Here is an 18,326-nt window from a genome sequence, read left to right on the forward strand (position 1 = left end):
GACCGAGCTCGCCGCACCGCCCGGCTTGGAGGTGAACCCACGGACGCAGGGGCCTTGACCCCGGATCCTGGAAACGGGATATGCGACTTGTGCCGACGAAGTTGGTGTGAGTTGGAGACGTTCTCGAAGGCGATCGGTGATCGTTGTCCGAGGTGGGAGTGTCAGCATCGGGTGTTGTAGCGGTGGAGCCGTCTGAAGGCGTCGGATCAGGCCCCGCGCTCGTTTGGCCCTGCTCGTGTACTGGGCTCCATGGTCGGTGTGCATGAACAGTCCGGCGAGGGCTGCCACGGGTTCGGACAGCCGCGGCCAGGCCGTCGGTGACGAGGTCCGCGCGCATGTGGTCGGCGATCGCCCAGACGGCCAGACGGCGCGATGAGAGGTCGATGACGGTCGCCGGGTAGCAGAACTTCCCGCCGCCCGGACCCAGTTCCGCAGGGTCTCCGGGTTGATCCCCGGATCGGCAGCGACCGACCGGCAGCTGTTGGACCCCGGCGATCGGCCTGCCTCAGACCGGGCGGGCGGTGCTCGGCGCCGAAACCCTGCGCGACCCCGCACGTCGTAGCGCCTGCCGGACAGCAGACATCCCCCGGGATCCCGTGCTATGTGCATGAGGGGCCCGGGCGAGGTCCAGTCGTGTGAAAGCACCGGCTGTACGCGTACTCGACAGGGATATACCTCGTTGCTGTTCCCGCAGGTCACTACCCGAACAGCAAGGAGCAGACCCATGATCCGTCGTCTTGTCACAGCAATGGCCGTAGCCGGGCTCGCCTTCCTCGGAGCGAGCAGCGCCGCTCACGCCGATGGATACCAAGTCAGTTCCGACATCGACTTCGCAGAAGGGAGCACCGGCTGGCAGGTCGTTGGTTCCGACGGCCAGGCCGGCTGGTCACTTGTGGGGTCCGACGGTCAGGCCGGCTGGCAGCCACTCTAGATCCGGCGGACCGGAGGCCGGGGCGGCGGACGAGAAAGGAAGTCCTGGCGACGGCCGCGTGTTGAACCAGCGCCGCGGGCCACCGTGCCCGGTCGGTACGGAAATCCCCCGGGCACCAGGTCGGCCAACCCACCGTCCTGTTGGGCACCGCGACGATCGCGGGACGGCGTGCGGCACCGGCAGTTGCGCACCCTCGCCCCGGTGCTCCTCCCGCGAGTACGGCGGGAAGAACCGACCACTGCTCGATACGACGGTGTGGAAAGACACGTCGGCGCCGGTGAGGAGCGCGTCCGGGCGATCCTCAGTGGGGGGGGACCGCCGCTGCGGACCCGGTACGCCCGGGGCGCAGTGGGGTGTTGTGCGGCGTGCGGTGGCGGTGACCTCCTGGGGGGTGTGGGCCCGTTGTGCCGGTGGACCGATCCGATCTCCCTCAGAAGCATGCCGCGTGTCCAGGTCCAGCAACTTCGGTGATTTCAGTGTGGGCAGGTACATCGTCATGCCGACCGACTTCGTGACCCCTGCAAGGTGCCCGACAGCATCGTCCTGGACCGCTGCCCGACCTTCGTCTACGGCCCTATGCCGTACTCCCCGGATCTGTGGGCGATGGATCTGCACGTGCGGGGGCACAGATGTCGAGCCGGTCTATCCCTGGCCGACGCGTAGGACGGGTTCGAGGACCACGTGGACGGCTACTCGGCCAAGTCCGCGGGTGTGAACCCCCGCTGGGGGTACTTCCTGGACGGCACCCCGCAGTGGGTCAGGAAGTGCCCGTCGCACCAGCGGCTCTCCGAGCAGGCGTGGATGGTCCCGGTAGTCAGCCTCGGACAGCCGTTCGGGGTAGTGAAGCTCTTCACGATCGTCGGGAAGCTGGTGGGCGTGGCACCGCTGGTGTCCTCGGGTGAGCTCGTCGAGGGGCCGGTCACCCAGGAGCACTCGGAGTCGGCGACCATCACGGTCACCGACACCACCACCGAGGGCATCGCGGCCGGTCTGAAGGCCGACGCAAGTGTCGACTACGGGCAGACCGTCTGCCCCGGGCAGCGGGACAGCGGGGTCGATGGCTCCCTAGTCCGGTCGAAGCAGACGACCCACTCGGCCACGGCGGAGAGGGACTACACCGACAAAGTGCGCTGATCAGCGAACGCACCCGCCTCACCCACCAGATCGAAACCTCCGTGCCCAGGCCGACGCCCGGCACGAAGAACCACGCCGACCTCCTCGACCTCCAGGGAGACCGTCTCCGCATCAGCCAGGCCATCACCGCCATGGGCCAGTAGACCCCATACCGGCGCACCGGCCCGGAAACAGCGGGGTGACAGTCCTTCTCGGGCCGTCATCCCGCCCACACCGACCCGCGGCGCCTGCCCCTGCCCCTGCCCCTGCCCCTGCCCCTGCCCCTGCCCCGACATATGACCGGCTTGCCCGCGCAGGCTGACCTGCACGGATGGCCGACGTCCGATTCGGGGGGCTTCCACCTTTGGCAGTATCCCCGGCGCGCCGCCCGCAACGCGCCTCCCCAGCCCACGGTAGAACCGCCCTGCGGAACACAACCTTCCCGGGAGGGATCGGGAGGGCCACTGAGCGCCGTCAAAACCCCAGCACGGAGACCGGCAACCGTGCGGCAGGGCATTCCTATGCCCTTCAGGGGTGGTGCGTGCCAGGACGGCGGTGGTCTTGTCAGTGGTGGTCATCAGCATCTGGGCGTACCGGGGAAATCGATGGCCACGGCTCGGCCGCCCCGTGGGTGAGGAGCGGGCCTACGCCGGCCAGCGCGGCCCACAGGTCGGCGGTGTGCTCATCACGGATCTCATCAGTGGTGGCAGGGGCAACGACGGGGCGGTGGCGGTCACCGTCGCGGTGTACGGCGCGTCACCGACCGGCGCCGGAGTCCATGGGTTGACTCCGCCAGCCTCCCTCCACCAGTACCCAGGCAGCGGCGTCGGGTTCGCCCCCGTCCTTGCCGGTGCAGAGGAGGGCTGGTTCGCCGCTGTCTGCACGGTGCCGACGACCAGCTGTGCACCGCCGGCACCGCCGACACCGCATAGCGCGGGCGCGCCACCTCCAACGCCCTGCTGTTCGCCCACCTTCGCCAACCGGCCTGCACGCCCCCTAACCCCCGGCGCAGAATTCGGCTCCGGCAGCAGGGCTGGACGAGGGAGGAAGGGCAGTCGGAACAAGACGTGCTACAGAGGGCGGACCATTTCCGCTTGCGGACCCTTCTGCCCCTGGGTGACCTCGAACTCCACCCGCTGGTTCTCTTCCAAGCTTCTGTATCCATTGGTCTGGATGGCGGCGAAGTGCACGAACACGTCCGCGCCGCCGTCGTCCTGGCTGATGAAGCCGTACCCCTTGTCCGCGTTGAACCACTTCACAGTGCCTGTTGCCATCGGTCCTCATCCTTCATTCAGTTCCTCGGCGCGATCTTGGCGCCCCGTCCACAGTCCGGTCGAGCAGGCTCCGAACCTTGCTCATTTCGTTCCGCCACAAAGAGTCTCGCCAGCCTCCCAGTCCCTCACTAACAGGTTCTGTTCACCGTCCCGGCCAGGATCGCCGCGCACGTCTCCGGGCGCCGGTACGACCCGCTCCTGAGTAGGAACATGGCCGCGTCACAGCTCCCCCCCCTTGCAGCACCCGATCAACCAGCGAGTGGGCAACTCGCCAATCCAGGCCCGCCCGGCCGTGCGGCGACCGTGACCGCGTCCGGGGTCGGCCAGCTCTTCGGAGCGGGTGGGTCAGAAGTTCCCGAAGAACACGCTGCCCGGCGCGTCCGGGTCGTTGGAGAGGAAGTGCTCACGCACCGCGCGGATGAACTCGTGGCGCGAGATCACACCGTCGCCGTCGGTGTCCAGCTTGGCGAACATGTCCATCGCGTCGGCGGCGTCGCTCTTCCACACGTCCTTCTGGAAGCGGGCGAACTCGTCCTTGCCGATCTCGTTGTCGCCGTTGACGTCGATGATGTCGAAGATCGCGTGGCCGCCGCCCTCGGTGACGTTGAGCCGGCTGGTGTCGATGACCGCGAGACGGTTGGCGGTGACGAACTGGTCCTTCGTGAGCCGGTCCCCGTCCACGCCCGCGTGGCGCAGCAGTTCCAGGAAGTAGATCTGGCAGAAGGCCTGGATGGCCCTGGCCCGGCGGTCGTCCTTGGCGAGCCGGTAGGCCTGGACGTAGCGGTCACCGAGCGCCTGGTAGTCGGTCCAGTCCACGTAGCCGTCGTGGTTGGAATCCATGTTGTCGAAGGTGCGCTCAAGCTTGACGGTGATGGTGTCCTGGGGAGCAACGGTGGTCATGGCCGAGTCCTTACGTGTTCCTGTTTCGGGCTCTTCCAGCATGAGATGAACCGACCGGAACGAACGCCGAACACCTTGATGACACACGATCCAGTGATCATTTCCGGATCGGGTGGACAGCACGACGCAAGCGGTCCAGCACGGCCGTCCATCCAACTTGGCCATCCCAATGCTGTATATGCCTCATCCGGAGAGGTGCAGCACGCCCGGAGACGTACGCGGTCACTGGGGTTGGGGGCGCCGCTGCCCCGAACGCTGGCCCTGCGTGTCGGCGTGGCGGTCCCCGGCCTGGGTATGCACCCGGACATGGAACAGCGCAACAAGGCCGTAGCAAGCCGTTTCCTGGAAGAGACGGACGACCGGAACCGCGAGCCCGCCTATGCCCACCTGTGTACCGCGGACTACCTTGAGCACGACCCTGCCATGCCGCAGGAGACGGTGGGGCTGGACGAGGCCACGCAGGTCTACCGGCAACTGTTCGCGGCCTTCCGGCTGCGACACACCGCGGAAAGCATGGTGGCCGAGGACAGCCTGGTGTGCGCGCGGTTCACGGTTCGCGGTCGCCACATCGGCGAGTACCAGGGATTCCCCCCGACCGGCAGGACCTTCGAAGTGTCCGGCCAGGTCACCCTGAGATTCCAGGACACCAAGATCGCCGAGGCCTGGTTCAACTGGGACCACCAGGGCGCGCTCGAACAACTCGGCGCCCCACCCGGCCCTACGCAGTGAGAACACCCGCGATGGGCAAGCAAGGAAGGCGAGGAAGCAGGGCGCCGCCCCTCCGCCGCGACCGGCTCACCCAGGAACAGCGCGATGCCTTCACCGAGATCGGGATGGAATGGGCGTGACACCGGGCCACGACCCGCCGCTGAACCGGCGGAATGGCACTGCACCGAGAGAACCTGGGCGAAGCGCCCGGGGTCTCGTCCTGTCGGCCGCGGTGACCGGTTTAGCGGCTTCAGGTGGTCGCGTCGCCCGGAGCGGCCTGAAGCCGGTCGAGGCGTTCGTAAAGTGTGCGGACCGATCGGGCCCCGTTCTGCACACAGTGCAGAGTGCCCTGGTGAGGCGTACTCAGGCAGCGTTGGACTTCGGCGAGGAGCGACGGGCATGACACCGGCCGTAGCCGGTCGATGAACCGGCAGGACAGACGACACCTCATGTCACAGAGAGACCGCCGGGCTCCATCGCTCGGGGTCTCACGCTGTCGAGCGATGACCCAGCCGGCCGGTTCCACCGAGGTCGGGCCCCGGGTTTCCAGAGCGGGTGACTGTCCGCCGTCGGCATGTTCAGAAGCGCCGGTTCCGTGACCGCGAGCGGGCCAGGCGCGCGTGTACCGCCCCACGACATCACCACCAGCCCCGTACACCGGCTCATGACAGCGAAACCCACCCAAGCAAACACCAACTCCAGCACAAACACAGAAGCCTGACATCACATCACCGACATTCCCCACCGCCACCAGGCCGGCACATCGCACTGACGCCAGGGCGGATGGAGCAGTTGTCCGCGATCGGGATTCAGTGATCGTGATGGCCATCGTCGCCCTCGCGGCCAGCTGTCTGCTCGGCCGGCTGTCTGCTCGGGCGGCTGCGCCCCTGGCAGCGAGCGGGTGACCGGGCGGCCGATCAGGTCCGCTTCACCGGGCCATGGGTCCGCGGCGGCTTCGGCCGCCAGGCCGCCGTCGTCCCTGGTCCACGTCGTCACCGTGTCGCGCGCCGGCCGGCGCATCATGCGCGCCCCGGCCGGACCCCTCCGCCGACGGGGCAGAGCCCTCGGCCGCACCTGAACGCTCGTCCGGTGAGGACGGCACGGCCGTCCGCGCAGACCGAACGGTTGGCCTCCATCCGTTCCAGGATGGCCAGTGTCTCGGCGCCCCGCGCTCCACGAGTCCACCTCAGCTGTCAGACGGGCGAGGTGGTCGGCCAGCGGCATCCCCGCTTGGACGCCGTGGCCGAGGACCCGCCCGTCAACTGGGCGCTTCACCCAGGGTGAGAAATACACGCTCATGCAATGGAGCCTGGCCGGGCATCCTGTCCGTGATCACTGGTGGACATCCCAGAACATCGACACCGCCCACGTCGTCCCGGACGACCACGTCGCACTCCTGAGAATCATCGAGGAGACGTCACCCGCCGGGTAGGCCCGGCAGTGCCGCCGTCGCGGGATCAGGCGGGCTCTTGGAAGCCCATGACGGACGCCCGCTGGCAGGGGATCGTCAGCCGAAGGCACGCAGACACCCTTGGCCGCTACCAGAATCCTCAATACACCTGCGGGATTCTCATCAAGCCTGCGTACTGCAGCTCAAGATCACGATCCGCGCGGAGAAAACACACCGAGGCATCTCTCGGCCATCCACATCCCCACAGTTCAGAGCGATCTCCCTACCGCAACAAGAATGAGAACGCACAGCGGCCAGTGCTAGTGTTCCACCGGGTCTACGGGAAGGAAACGCGTCCACATTACGGAAGCGGAAAGGAATATGCGGCATGCGTGACGCACTTCGGGAAGCGTTCAACTTCATTACCTTCACGGCCCGGCTGCGAGAAGTCGAACGGCACAACAACGCCACTCCTCAAAGAAAAGAGAGTGTGGCCGAGCACTCGTGGCATCTGGCACTGGTCAGCTGGATTCTGCACAGCGAGTTCGAGCAGGAACTCGGACACGCTCTCGATCTGGAAAAGATGCTCAAAATGTGCCTTATGCACGACCTCGTGGAAATCGAGGCCGGTGACCCGTCGGCCTGGAGCACCCAGCACAACACCCAGCGCAGCGACGACAAGGCCCGCATCGAGGAGGAGGTCGCCCAGCGCCGGTTCTCCCCCCTCCCCGGCAAGCTGGGTGCCGAATTCCTCGACCTGTGGCACGAGTACGAAGCAGGCACGACACCCGAAGCCCGGATCGTACGCGGAGTCGACCGGCTCAACCCCGCCCTCATGCGCTACCTGACCGGCCAAGGATGGCAGGACGTCGGCGCCGACGCCGAAGCACTGGACCGCCTCCAGCTTCCTCGCGTCCAAGTGAGCGAAGCCCTCACCGCTCTGTACCAGGAGATCAGGGACGCTTCGGTGGCCCAGGGACTGCTCCCACCCGCGAACTGAACAGCACAACGCCCGGCGCGGTCATACGCCTCTGCCAACCGGTCACCGGGCGGGGCCGGGTGGGCCACCCTGGCAGTCAGCCGGAGTACAGCTCGAACAGGCAACCGCAGTACACATGGGCACCTGCTCTTGCCTCGGGGCCGCGTTCCCACAGGTCTCCGGAGCCGCCGGCGCGGTGAATGCGCGGTTCATCGCGACGGGCCGGACGCGACGCCACAAGGCCCAGATCAGCGGACTCTTGCCTCAATGGCAAGTCACCGGACGGCGCTCCGGCCCAACCCGGACGGGACCACGAAGGTCGCCCGCGTCATCGTGCCGGTCTTCCTGCGCCCCGGCGAAGTCCCCACCGACACGATCGCCTCCGCCTCGTACGCACCCCTCGTAGCCTTCCTCCAGGCGCTCCGATCTCCCGCGGCCCGGTGAACCGACGACCGCGGCCTCTGCCGTGTCCGCATGTCTCACCTTCTCCCAGCCACGGGATGGGGTGGTCGTGATGGCCATCGTCGTCACAGCGGTCGCCGCCCTCGCGGCCAGCTATGCCCTCGGGCGGCTGCGCCCGTGGCAGAGGGCGGGCGCGTGCGGCCGCGCCCCGCCGCTCATGCTGTCGTAGGAGGCTCGTGCAAATCGGCTACCAAAACTCGGGTTGGCTCATGCGTTGGCCGCCTCGACGCGGACGGCTCGGGCGCGGACCACGAAGGGCCGGGAGAAGACAGTGATGGCGACGGAGATTGCGGCCACAGCAGTGATGGCCGTGCCGGGGTTGAAGTGCTGGGCAACGCCGCCGGCGATCGCGGCTCCGATACCCTGCCACGTCATCCGGCCGGCGGACTCAACCCCCTGGACCTGGCCACGGACCGGATCGGGGGTCAACTCCAGAAGCTGCTCCTGGAGCGGCAGGGTGGCTGCGAACCCGGCACTGGCGATGAACACCGCGGCTGTCGCCACCAGCACAGGCGGGTGGATGGCGAACAGCAGGTAAGGGATGGCGAGCAGCAGTCGCAGGGCGAATGCATAGCGGCGTCGCTGCTCGGCGGTGAGCAGTCGCCCGACCGTCAGGTCACCGAGGAGCATGCCTGCCGATCCGGCCGCCAGGAAGGCGCCGGCGTGATGGGGGGCGTAGGAGATGAACAGGGCCTCGCAGCCGACGATCAGGCCGTTGGGGACCCACAGGTTCAGCAGCAGCGAGCGTTGGCCGGAGTGGGAGAAGAGCGCGATGTTCGTTGTCCAGGTCTGGCGCAGTCCGGGGCGACGGGTCAGGCGGATCGAGCGTTCCCGGACCGTCACCGCCACGATGATCAACCCGACGGCGGTCAGGGCCGTCGCGACGGCGAAGACCTCTTGCGGGCTCAGGTACCGCAGAAGTACGGCGCCGATGGCGTAGCCGAGGATGGCCATGCCGCCCGAGGTGATGTTCATCAGCGAACGTGCCAGGGCATACGTGGAGTTCGGCACCACCTCGGCGAGCAGCCCCATCCGCGTTCCGGTTCCCAGGGACTGGAAGAACCCCAGCACAAGGAGCAGGCCGAACCGGGCCACGAGCGGCAGTTCCGGAACCGCCTGTGCGGCAGTGCCTACGAGCGAGACGCACTGAAGCGCGACGAGGGTTCGGCGAGGCCGGTTTCCGTCCGCGACCGACATCAGCGTCAGCGCACCGAGCACCATCGCGAACGTGGCGCCGTACATGCTCACGGCTGTCAGAAGCGGGGACTTGGTCTGATGGTTGACCAGCGTACCGAGGGCGAACCCCGACAAGGTGCTCGCGGCGACCGTCAGTGTGAAGCTGGCATACAACCCGGCGAACTCACGCTTGCGGAGCAGCCCACGGTAGCTGTTGATGGGAAGCGTGCTGGACGTAGATGTGTCAGAAGGCATGAAAAAAGCCTCCGCGCGCACCCATTGGGCGCCGAAGGCCAACGCGTCCATTCTAGCAGCCGGCCCAGTCCCGTCCGCGGCCCGCCATCTTCGGGCCGTTGGCGGCATGGACGCGGATGCGTACCGTCCACGGCAGCACCGCGGATTCACCGGTGGCTGTCGCCGGGGGCGGGCAAGCTGACGCGCTCGGCGGCCTGCGACCGTTGCGCGACCCGGACGCGGCCGGGCATGACGAGGAGTACGCGGGCTTGGCGTCCCCGCTTGGGCACGCGGGCGTTCTCCGAGGGTCACACCGCCGGGATCCGCCCGGTACCCCGGGCGCGCGCCTCGCCGCATGTTCCACTGCGCGAGCGGCCGCAGGGCGTCCACCAGCTCCTGCCCGTCGGGGGCCAGGTGGTAGCCGAAGATGCTCGCACTGGCGTGGATCTCGGGTCCGACACCTTCGTCTTCTGGTCGGCCGCCGATCCCGAGCGGCAGCTCGCGCTCTCCGCCGACGAGATCGTGCCCGCCGTGCGCGAGTGCGTCGATACCGAGAGGAGCGGGCGATGACGAACTCCCTGGGCACCCTTCCGGTCGCATTGGCCGGGAAGCTGGTCTCGCCCGACGACCGGCGCTATCGGACGCTCCGGTCCACGTACACCACAGTGGCAGCCCGGCCGCCGTCGTCAGGCCGGAGTCCGCGGGCGAAGTTGCCGCAGCGCCGCGTCCCGCGTGGGAGACCGGGACTCCAAGTCGCGGTCCGCAGCGGCGGGCACGGTCTGTCCGGCAGCGGCACCAACGGCGGATTGCTCCTCTCGACCTGAGCGCGCTGCCCCGGGGCGAGGTCGTCGACCGCGACTCCCGCCTGGTCCGTGTCGAGGCGGGTGCCCGCTGGGCCCAGGTCGCCCAGGCGCTCGCCCCGCACGGTCTCGTCATCAGCTCGGCTGACCACGGGAACGTCGGCGTCGGCGGCATCGTCGCCACCGGAGGCGGCGTTGGCTGGCTGGTACGGCAGTACGGGCTCACCATCGACCACATCCGCGCTGTCGAGGTCGTCCTGCCCGACGGCACGTTCGTACGCGCCGACGCCGAGACCGAGCCCGAGCTGCTCGGGGTGATGCGTGGGGGCTGGCGTGGGGCCCGGAATCGCGGTCGCCTTCGAGATCGAGGCCATGGAGCTGGGCAAGGTCGGCTACCGCCGCGGTCGCCTCGTGCACCACCGGGCCACTTCCTCCTCCCCCACGGGCGAGGTGGGGAGATTGGGGCAGTAGGCGGCGGCCGGCTGCCCGGCGCCGGCGGCGTACTGCCACCAGAAGCGGGCCCCGTCACCGGTCTCGGCCAGCTGCAGGACACAGGCCAGAAGCAGTGCACTGCGCGGCTCTGGCACCTGGTCGGTGACGAAGCCCGCCACGGCTGCGGCGAGGGTGTGGACGGCGAGTGTCTCGCACAGCGCGCGCAGGTCCGCGGCCGCCGCGTTCCACGGCGGTACGACCCCGTGGCCCACAGCTTCGGGACGAGGTGCGCGGGCTCCGTTCCACGATCTGGTCAGCGCCTGCCGCTCCTTCGCCACCGCATCCGCCGTATCGTCCCGGGCCTGCGGGCCGTCAGCTCTCCGACGACGAGCACTCGATCGTGCACAAGACCGTAGCGAGGGTGCGGGTCCGGTGACGTGTGGCGTTGGTGAAGGTCCACAGCAGTGTCGATGGCACGTTCGATGTCGGCGGCGATGCTGGGATCCGTGTTGTTCAGGTACCGCACGGTCGCCGCGCCGGCTGGCGAGACGGCATGGGAGGTACAGGGATCGTCCGGAAGAGCTGTGGCACTCCGTAGATATGGCGGAGCATCTCCTCCACGACGAACTCGTTGACTGGTCGCTGCTCGCTGCGGTGTCTGTCAGCGGTCTCGTCGCCCCCGGCCCGTCGGTGCTGTCGCGGGCGAGCGGGGCACATCTCGGTGCGAGGGGTCGGCGGTGTGCTGTGGTGCCCCGCCAGGAGGCTGCCGACCGCTGGTTCACAGGCGGCGCGAACGTTCATCCTCGCTGCGGCCCAGCCAATGGGCGATGTCGGCGATGACGGCAGGGTCGACATGCTGAGGGGTGCCGTAGTCGGCGGGGGTGGATGGTCCTGCGCCGGGGAAGAACAGATGGTTGTCGGCTTCGTAGACACGGATATCGGCCTCCGGCCGGCCGGCCAGACCCTTCCGCCATCGGACCAGGTCGTCGGCGACGGTGACCTGGTAGTCACGTCCTCCCTGGAGAACGAGCATCGGCTTATTGAGTCCGGCCGCGATCGCGACCGGATCGTAGTCACGCAGTTCGAGCCAGTACGGCGCGGACAGGCCGAACGGCAGATCCGCTGCGGGCGTCGAGGGCGTGAGCTCCGCGCTGTCGACCAGGGCTGCCTGCCGCTGGAAGGTCTCGATGGCTGCGGACGGGACCTGGTCGGGAAGCACGGTGGCGAGGTAGCTGACGACTCGGACAGCGGCATGGTGCATCGGCTGCGTGTCCCCGGCCATGATCACCAGCCCCGCCACAGTGGGTGCGGCGACGGCGACGGCGGGGGCGACCTTGCCTCCCATGCTGTGGCCGAGGACGAAGACCCTCTCGGGGTCCACCGAGCGGTGGCGACGGAGCAGGCCGACCGCGTCGACGGCGTGCGGCACGTATTCCTGTGTCATCGTCAGGTCCGACGCCGCGGCGACATCGCGGTGGGCGTATGTCGCCTTGTCGAAGCGCAGCACCGTCGTCCCGCGGCTGGCGAGCCCCCAGGCCAGGTCCTTGAGCGGTTTGTTCGGCCCGCTGGTCTCGTCGCGGTCGAAGGGGCCACCACCGGCGAGCAGCACCACGCCGGGGCCTGGAGCCTGCCCGCGGGGGACGCTCACCGTGCCTGGCACGGCGAGTGGGCCGGTGCCGACGGTGACCTCGTGCTCTTCGAAGCGGTCGGGCTCGGCATAGGGCGGTGGCATCCAAGCGAGAGCTGAGCCGGTCATGGACTCTGTCGCAGTGCCGTCGGGCATCCCATCACAACCTTTCTCAATAGATGCGAACGGTAACATGGCATGAGATCATTGCGGGATGGACGCTTTCGAACTCTTGGCCCACCCGGTGCGGTTGCGAGTGGTTCACGCGATGCGCGGCGGCAGGGAACTGACCACCGCCGACCTGTGCGACCGCATCCGGGACGTCTCGAAGGCCACGGTCTACCGGCACGTCGACCTGCTCGCAGCCGGCGGGGTCCTGGAAGTCGCCCTGGAGCGGCGCGTGCGCGGCGCGGTCGAGCGCCGCTACCGGCTGCGCCGCGACCACACGGGGATCAATACAGACACGGCCAATTCACTCTCGCTCGACGACCATCGCAGCGCATTCGCCGCCGCCCTGGCGGTCCTGACTGCCGAGTTCACCGCCTATCTCGACCGCGACACGGCCGACCCGGTAGCCGACCTGGTCGGCTACCGGCAGCATGCCGTCTGGCTCAGCCCCGGAGAACTGCGCGGGATGATCGACGGGATGCGGGAAGCGATCGCCCCTCACCTGGCCAACGAGCCATCGCCCGACCGCACGCAGTACCTGCTCAGCCCGATCCTCTTCCCGGTCGAAGCACCGCCGTCCGGGACCAGCGCCGATAGCACCGCCACGGTCGGCCCGGGCCCGGGACCCGGCAGCTGAACAGATTCCACCGCTGTCCCCCTTGGCCGGTTCGCCCCGAGGTCCAACCCGCGTGTGCCTGCGGTTCGGTTCTTCCCCGACAGAGCCTTCCCGTGTTCCCCGCCAGCGGTCCAGGCGCCTTTTCACGACGTGAAAGCCGCGAACTCCGGGATCTCTGTTGACGACTTCGACATCGATTCCGAGCTGCGCGCCGTGCTCGACGAAGGACTTCTTGAAGCCGGTGTCTACCAGCTCTTGGCGATGGTCGGGTATGTCTTCTTGACCTGGTCGAGGAGGCGCATTCCCAGGCGTTTCCGGAAGGGCTCGCGGCGGTGACGGTCACGACGAGGATCAGGCCGATCGTGTCGGCGAGGATGCCCCGCTTCCGGCCCGCAGCCTTCGTCGCGGCGTCCGTTCCTGACTGGCTACAGGCACGTTGGTGGAGGTCTCCACTTTCTGGGTGTCGATGACAGAGCCTTTGGGTTCGGCTTGCGCCCCTCCTTCAAGCGGGCCAGTGCCGTCAGGTCGTAATTGAGCTGGTCGAAGATTCCCTCGTCGCGCCAGGCGGCGCGGTAGGCGCAGTAGGCGCAGACGATGCCGTGGTTCGGGAAGCCGTACGGGAGGTATTTCCAGGGGATTCCAGTGCGGTTCATGTAGAGAATCGCGTTGAATACGCCGCAGAGGTCGACTTTGACCGGCCGGCCGGTGGGCCTGCGGTCGAGCCGGGCTTTTCTCCATGCCGTCAGGGTCGGCTCGATCACCAGTCCCGAGATCCGGTGCATCCGGCTCTCCGTTCGTTTCTGGATGTCCGGCCCACCCCTGAATACGGCCGTGTCATCAACTTTCGCGGACGGCGGGCGAACCCACCCCGCACTGGTGAGAACAGCAGCTGCGCGGTCAGCCACACCTGGGGCGAGCGGGACCAGTGCTCGGTCCACCAGCGGGGCGCCGTGACGGCGGGCCTGCGTCGCCCGCCGTCACACTGGCTGAGAGGAGTGTCAGGCACTCACACGGGCAGAGGATCGCTTGGCCTCAGTCTTCGGCAACGGGTGGAAGACGAGCCACGGTGACTTGTATGTACCGAAGGAGAGCGGTCCGACCGTCTTCCCATGTCGGGGTGGAACGCGAAGCACTCTGATTCGGTGCTCGTGAGGTAGATCTTGTTCGCGCCGGGTACGGCGGTGGCGTACCGCCCTCCGAGTACTCAATGTGGTAGCTGCGGTCGACGCTGTCTTCCTTACTGATCGTTTCAGAATGCGGTTCGGAGTCGTCTCAAGCAGATGATGCTGCAGGCGAGTTGGAGCAGACCGAGATGTAGGTCGGCGCGTATCTCGTAGCGGATCCGAAGGCGTTTGAACTGGTGCAGCCAGGCGAAGGTCCGCTCGACGACCCAGCGGGTCCTGCCCAGGCCGGAGCCGTGCGGTGTGCCGCGACGGGCGATCTTCGGTGTGATCCCACGAGCCCGGACGAGACGGCGGTACTTGTCGTATTCGTAGCCACGGTCGGCGAACAGTCGCCGGGGCCGGTGGCGGGCCGGCCGCGCAGGCCGCGGATGTGCGGTATGGCGTCCAGAAGTGGCATGAGCTGGGTGACGTCGTGGCGGTTGCCGCTGGTCAGAGCAACGGCGAGCGGGGTTCCGTGCCGGTCGACGATGATGTGGTGTTTGCTGCCGGGGCGTGCGCGGTCGACCGGCGAAGGTCCGGTGTGAGCCCCCCCTTGAGGGCCCTGACGTGCGAGCCGTCGATCGCAGCGTCGTCCATCTCCAGCAGGCCCTCTTTACGCAGTTCTGCCAGCAGGACTTCGTGGAGGCGGGGCCAGACTCCGGCTTCGGTCCAGTCCCGCAGACGCCGCCAGGCCGTCACCCCACTGCAGCCCACCTGCTCCGCAGGGACGTCCCGCCAGCTCACACTTTTGCGCAGCACGTAAACGATGCCCCGCAGAGCAGCACGGTCATCGGCCGGCAGCCGCCCGGGATACCGGTGCCGCCGAGGCGGACGAGGAGGCAGCAGCGGGGCTATGCGTTCCCACAGGTCATCGGGCACGAGATCAGCAGACACCCGGCAGATCCTGCCGACACAACACCCAACTGCCAAGCCAACACACCGATCTCATTCTGAAATGATCAGTTAGTGTCCAGCTTCTTCATGCTGTCCCCGGCGAACGCGGCGCCGCCGGGGACGTCTGCGCAGGATCCACCGCCCGGGCGTGGGGGTGGCTTGTTACGCGGATGCTGCTTGAGCCAAGTCGGCCAGCAGCTCTGCGAAGAGGTGCGGGCGGCTGAAGTATCCGGTGTGGGAAGTGGCCAGCGTCCGGACGTCGAAGGGGTTGTCCGGCGTCAGTACGTCTGCCTTGCGGATCATGTAGTCCTGTACAGCCGGGGGGATGCTCAGGTCTTTGGAGAGGCGTACGTAGGTGTGCGGAATCCTTCCCCATTGCGCATGCCGGGCCACCGCGCCCTTCTCCAGTACCGCGTAATTCTCGTCCGGGTCCATGGAGTCCAGCAGCATCCGGAACTGGTGGTCGGTGGAGTCCGCCATGACGGCGGCCTTGAGCTGCGCGAACAGTACGGGGTCGGTGTGCGCGGCACGCCAGTTCAGCCGTGCTATGCCCTGGTTCCCTGTGTCCGGGACGGTGATCCGGGCGGCTGCGGCGTCCAGCAGGTTGTCGTCGAGGACGTCCCACTCCTCGGCAACCATCGCTGGGTCGCTGAGGCAGACCGCGGAGAGGTAGACGACGCGGTCGAGGAGTTCGGGCACGGCGTTCGCGACGGCGGTGACGGTCAGGCCGCCGAAGCTGTGGCCCGCCAGGATCACGGGCCCCGAGGGGGCGAGCCGGTGCAGGGCGTCCACCACGTGCCGCACGTTGTCCCGCAAGGTGACGCCACGTATCGGAGAGGGGGCGGTGGCCAGTGCCGCCAGGTCCTGAGGCTGCCGGTAGTAGGCGGCCGGGTGGTCGGCACGGTCGCCATGACCGGGCAGGTCGACGGCGTACGAGCGGTACCCGAGCAGGGCCAGCTCGTTTTGCAACGGCCCCCAGGCCCGGGCGTTGCTGGACCCACCGGGAACGAACACGAAGGTGGGGCGTGAGGTGGTACGCATGAAGGTTTCCTCGTCATCCTGAGGCGAACGGTGAACAGTGCACGGATGACCAGGTGCCGACAGAACGCTCAGGTCAGCACCGAGTCAGGGACACCGAACGGATGCGCAGGGAATGCCAGTTGCACAGGAGCGAGTACATGATCGAGACCTTATGCCCCGCCCGGCACACCCGCCACCGAATTGCCTGCCGCCCGTGAGCGGCCGCAGCACTCCAGCCCCTGGGCAACGTAGCCGGGATCCGCCCACGGGGCGCCGCCCAGGGGGCCGAACTCCTCGGGCATCACGGCGCAGATGCCCGGGATGTCCTCGTGAAGGACGTCCCGGACGAGGAAGGAGCCACCGGTGGCTGGGCGGCTGGCCTTGTCCTGATCCCGATGTTCCACGAGCTGCATCCCTTGCGTTGCGCCGACGCAGCGCCGCCGGAGTGAGGACCGCGACCCTTCTACCGCAGGGGGCGCCCCCTCGCCTGCGCAGGGACGGGGAACACCGGGCTCGACTTGGTGACGCATCCACGACCCCATACCGAGGGGCGTACGCCCACGCCCGATCACGACCATGCGCCCAACAGCCCGCCGCCGCCCTCGAAGCCGAAGGTCAGGGTCTCCGGCAGCCAATGGCGCAGGCTCTTGGACCAGGACGTCCGCGATGTCGGAACACCACCGTACCCAGACGCAGAACGGGTTGGTCAGCTACGGAAGGCGCCCGCCTTCGGCCCGGGCTTGATCACCAGCGCGTTCAGGTGGGCCGGACCACTTCCAGCCAGCCGTCTCCGCTGGTGACGCAGTACGGAATGCTCTGGTCCGAGCGGCGAGACGACCTGGTCCACGAGCGGACCCGCGTCTTCAACGGGCTCCATGCCGTCCTGCACGACCTCCTGCCCGGCGGAGCACCCACCGGCTTGACGGCCGACAAGGCTGCCACCTTGGTAAAGGTCATCCGGCCGGTCCCCGCCACCGACAACTGCCGCCGGGACATAGCCCGTGACCTGCTGGCCGACCTGCGCCGACTGGACCGGCAGGTCAAGGACAACGAATCCGAGACGCGCGAGGCCGTCGCGGTGACCCTCACCACGCTGACCACCCTGCCGGGCCTGGGCACCGTGCAGGGCCGCGACGGTCCTCGGCCACATCGGGGACATCAGCCGGTTCCCCACCGAGCACCGCTTCGCCAGCCATACCGGCAGTGCACCCCTGGATGCCTCCAGCGGCGACAACGTCCGCCACCGGCTCAACACCGGTGGCAACCGTGCACTGAAATCGGTCCTGCCCGCGCCCGCCGTCTGCCAGATCCGCGACGGCGGGCGCGGGCAGGACTGCTACCTCCGCAAGATCAGTGAGGGGAAGACGCCTTCGGAGGCCCGCAGGGCCCTCAAACGACGGCTGTCCAACGTGGTCTACCGGATCATGAAACGAGACCAACGGAACCGCCGTGCTCAGGCCGCTTGACACACAGAGGCGCTATCAGGCCATGTTCCACCTGGCAGGAGCCATGGAGAACAGGTCCCGGCAGCCGGACAGAACAGTCGCGGGACAGCCCAGCAGGACGTCAGTCAGACCCTGAGCCACGGCCACCGCCTGGCCCGGTGCGATGCCGTGCAGCTCGCGGGCGGCAGGTCTGCATGACGTGGAGGGGCGAGCACGCTGCCACCGCCGAGGCCGGCAAGGTCAACCACTTGGGAGGGGCGCGATGTTCGACACCGGCGATGTGGGCATCTTCCTGGGCATGGACGTCGGCAAGAGCGCCCATCACGGACACGGGCCGACCCCGGCCGGGAAGAAGGTCTTCGACAAACCGATGCCCAACAGCGAACCGAAACTGCGGGCCGTCCTCGACAAGCTGACCGCGAAGTCCGGCACCGTCCTGGTGATCGTCGACCGACCCGCCTCCATCGGCGCCCTGCCCCCGACCGTCGCACGGGACGCGGGCTACCAGGTCGCCTACCTGCCCGGACTCGCGATGCGGCGGATCGCCGATCGGTATCCCGGCGAGGCGAAGACCGACGCGAAGGACGTGGAACGGATCCCCGGTCGCCCTGAGGAAAGCCGGCCGCCGCAGACTCGTCGAACTCATCCGGCCCAAGGCCCCGCGGACGGCGGCATAGAGGCTGGTCGACGACGTCTTCGATGCCCTCGACGAACAGACCGTCATCGTTCCCGGCACGGGCACCCCCGACATCGTGATCCCGTCCCTGGCCACCCCGCTCGCAGCGGTCCACGACCAGCGCAGAGCGCTCGAAGCCCAGATCAGCACCCTTGGGACAACGAAGCGACATCTCCGGCCAAATGCGAGCCCGTCGTCCGGTACAGGACGGACGACGGGGAACGAGCCGTGGCAGGGCGGAGCGCCGGAACGCACCCCTGATAGGCCCAACACCCCTGACTACCGCTGCGCCCGGTGGGGGAACGGCGCGGATGGGCG

17 protein-coding genes and 5 pseudogenes are annotated in these 18,326 nt (G+C 68.1%); 11 read left to right on the forward strand and 11 right to left on the reverse strand.

The genetic code is table 11. The features are described from left to right. Nucleotides 1-231: 231 nt before the first annotated feature. Nucleotides 232-418 (reverse strand): annotated as a pseudogene (locus OHA98_RS20645) (DDE-type integrase/transposase/recombinase); the annotation flags it as partial. 306 nt (nt 419-724) lie between these two features. Between OHA98_RS20645 and OHA98_RS20650 the strand changes: the two are divergent. Both OHA98_RS20650 and OHA98_RS20655 read left to right on the forward strand, forming a co-directional pair. After that, nucleotides 725-931 (forward strand): hypothetical protein, encoded by a 207-nt coding sequence (locus OHA98_RS20650; RefSeq protein WP_266928073.1) that lies wholly within the window; start codon nt 725-727, stop codon nt 929-931. 681 nt (nt 932-1,612) lie between these two features. After that, the gene (locus tag OHA98_RS20655) at nt 1,613-2,065 is read left to right on the forward strand and encodes a hypothetical protein (RefSeq protein WP_266928075.1); all 453 of its coding nucleotides are present in this window, start codon (nt 1,613-1,615) and stop codon (nt 2,063-2,065) included. A gap of 1,049 nt (nt 2,066-3,114) precedes the next feature. On the opposite strand, the gene OHA98_RS20660 is transcribed toward OHA98_RS20655, so the two are convergent. Both OHA98_RS20660 and OHA98_RS20665 read right to left on the reverse strand, forming a co-directional pair. Beyond that, nucleotides 3,115-3,318 carry a cold-shock protein gene (locus OHA98_RS20660; protein ID WP_030299464.1) on the reverse strand — a complete coding sequence of 68 codons (204 nt, stop codon included), beginning with the start codon at nt 3,316-3,318 and terminating at the stop codon, nt 3,115-3,117. 345 nt (nt 3,319-3,663) lie between these two features. Continuing rightward, nucleotides 3,664-4,218, reverse strand: a complete 555-nt coding sequence (locus OHA98_RS20665; RefSeq protein ID WP_266928077.1) for an EF-hand domain-containing protein — start codon at nt 4,216-4,218, stop codon at nt 3,664-3,666. A 306-nt stretch (nt 4,219-4,524) separates the two neighbouring features. Between OHA98_RS20665 and OHA98_RS20670 the strand changes: the two genes are divergently transcribed. The 4 genes from OHA98_RS20670 to OHA98_RS20685 all read left to right on the forward strand — a co-directional run bounded on the left by OHA98_RS20670 (nt 4,525) and on the right by OHA98_RS20685 (nt 7,739). Then, on the forward strand, nt 4,525-4,947 hold the full coding sequence (locus OHA98_RS20670; protein WP_266928079.1) for an ester cyclase: 423 nt from the start codon (nt 4,525-4,527) through the stop codon (nt 4,945-4,947). A gap of 1,276 nt (nt 4,948-6,223) precedes the next feature. Further along, nucleotides 6,224-6,358 carry a hypothetical protein gene (locus tag OHA98_RS20675; protein ID WP_266928081.1) on the forward strand — a complete coding sequence of 45 codons (135 nt, stop codon included), beginning with the start codon at nt 6,224-6,226 and terminating at the stop codon, nt 6,356-6,358. Between the two features lie 346 nt (nt 6,359-6,704). Further along, the gene (locus OHA98_RS20680) at nt 6,705-7,316 is read left to right on the forward strand and encodes an HD family hydrolase (protein ID WP_266928083.1); all 612 of its coding nucleotides are present in this window, start codon (nt 6,705-6,707) and stop codon (nt 7,314-7,316) included. 246 nt (nt 7,317-7,562) lie between these two features. Next, entirely contained in the window at nt 7,563-7,739 is a 177-nt protein-coding gene (locus tag OHA98_RS20685; protein ID WP_266928085.1) for a hypothetical protein, read from the forward strand. A gap of 225 nt (nt 7,740-7,964) precedes the next feature. Here the strand turns inward: OHA98_RS20685 and OHA98_RS20690 are convergent, their stop codons facing one another. Continuing rightward, nucleotides 7,965-9,188: an MFS transporter gene (locus tag OHA98_RS20690; RefSeq protein WP_266928087.1), complete on the reverse strand. Its 1,224-nt coding sequence runs from the start codon at nt 9,186-9,188 to the stop codon at nt 7,965-7,967. A 420-nt stretch (nt 9,189-9,608) separates the two neighbouring features. On the opposite strand from OHA98_RS20690, the gene OHA98_RS20695 reads away from it, so the two are divergent. Continuing rightward, nucleotides 9,609-9,737: a hypothetical protein gene (locus OHA98_RS20695; protein ID WP_266928089.1), complete on the forward strand. Its 129-nt coding sequence runs from the start codon at nt 9,609-9,611 to the stop codon at nt 9,735-9,737. 28 nt (nt 9,738-9,765) lie between these two features. After that, nucleotides 9,766-10,191 (forward strand): annotated as a pseudogene (locus tag OHA98_RS42945) (FAD-dependent oxidoreductase); the annotation flags it as partial. Between the two features lie 168 nt (nt 10,192-10,359). Here the strand turns inward: OHA98_RS42945 and OHA98_RS20705 are convergent. Continuing rightward, nucleotides 10,360-10,737, reverse strand: coding sequence for a hypothetical protein (locus OHA98_RS20705; RefSeq protein WP_266928093.1), 378 nt, complete (start codon nt 10,735-10,737; stop codon nt 10,360-10,362). Between the two features lie 440 nt (nt 10,738-11,177). Further along, a complete protein-coding gene (locus tag OHA98_RS20710; RefSeq protein ID WP_266928095.1) occupies nt 11,178-12,131 on the reverse strand; it encodes a S9 family peptidase in 954 nt (317 codons plus the stop codon). A gap of 109 nt (nt 12,132-12,240) precedes the next feature. On the opposite strand from OHA98_RS20710, the gene OHA98_RS20715 reads away from it, so the two are divergent. After that, nucleotides 12,241-12,831, forward strand: coding sequence for a helix-turn-helix domain-containing protein (locus OHA98_RS20715; RefSeq protein ID WP_266928097.1), 591 nt, complete (start codon nt 12,241-12,243; stop codon nt 12,829-12,831). A gap of 117 nt (nt 12,832-12,948) precedes the next feature. Here the strand turns inward: OHA98_RS20715 and OHA98_RS20720 are convergent. The 5 genes and pseudogenes from OHA98_RS20720 to OHA98_RS20740 form a co-directional block, all read right to left on the reverse strand. Continuing rightward, a pseudogene (locus OHA98_RS20720) lies at nt 12,949-13,592 on the reverse strand (transposase); the annotation flags it as partial. A 467-nt stretch (nt 13,593-14,059) separates the two neighbouring features. Continuing rightward, nucleotides 14,060-14,867: pseudogene (locus tag OHA98_RS20725) on the reverse strand (IS5 family transposase). Between the two features lie 162 nt (nt 14,868-15,029). Continuing rightward, nucleotides 15,030-15,908, reverse strand: coding sequence for an alpha/beta hydrolase (locus tag OHA98_RS20730; RefSeq protein WP_266928099.1), 879 nt, complete (start codon nt 15,906-15,908; stop codon nt 15,030-15,032). A 149-nt stretch (nt 15,909-16,057) separates the two neighbouring features. Beyond that, nucleotides 16,058-16,291, reverse strand: a complete 234-nt coding sequence (locus OHA98_RS20735) for a hypothetical protein (protein WP_266928100.1) — start codon at nt 16,289-16,291, stop codon at nt 16,058-16,060. A gap of 302 nt (nt 16,292-16,593) precedes the next feature. After that, nucleotides 16,594-17,046, reverse strand: coding sequence for a hypothetical protein (locus OHA98_RS20740; RefSeq protein ID WP_266928102.1), 453 nt, complete (start codon nt 17,044-17,046; stop codon nt 16,594-16,596). On the opposite strand from OHA98_RS20740, the gene OHA98_RS42950 reads away from it, so the two are divergent. Both OHA98_RS42950 and OHA98_RS20745 read left to right on the forward strand, forming a co-directional pair. Continuing rightward, nucleotides 17,045-17,353, forward strand: coding sequence for a transposase (locus tag OHA98_RS42950; protein WP_353962257.1), 309 nt, complete (start codon nt 17,045-17,047; stop codon nt 17,351-17,353). The two genes, OHA98_RS20740 and OHA98_RS42950, sit on opposite strands and share 2 nt — an antisense overlap. Nucleotides 17,354-17,594: 241 nt before the next feature. Continuing rightward, nucleotides 17,595-18,162, forward strand: a pseudogene (locus OHA98_RS20745) (IS110 family transposase); the annotation flags it as partial. Nucleotides 18,163-18,326: the final 164 nt, after the last annotated feature.

Origin of the sequence: Streptomyces sp. NBC_00654, assembly GCF_026341775.1 — a bacterium.
Taxonomy (GTDB): domain Bacteria; phylum Actinomycetota; class Actinomycetes; order Streptomycetales; family Streptomycetaceae; genus Streptomyces.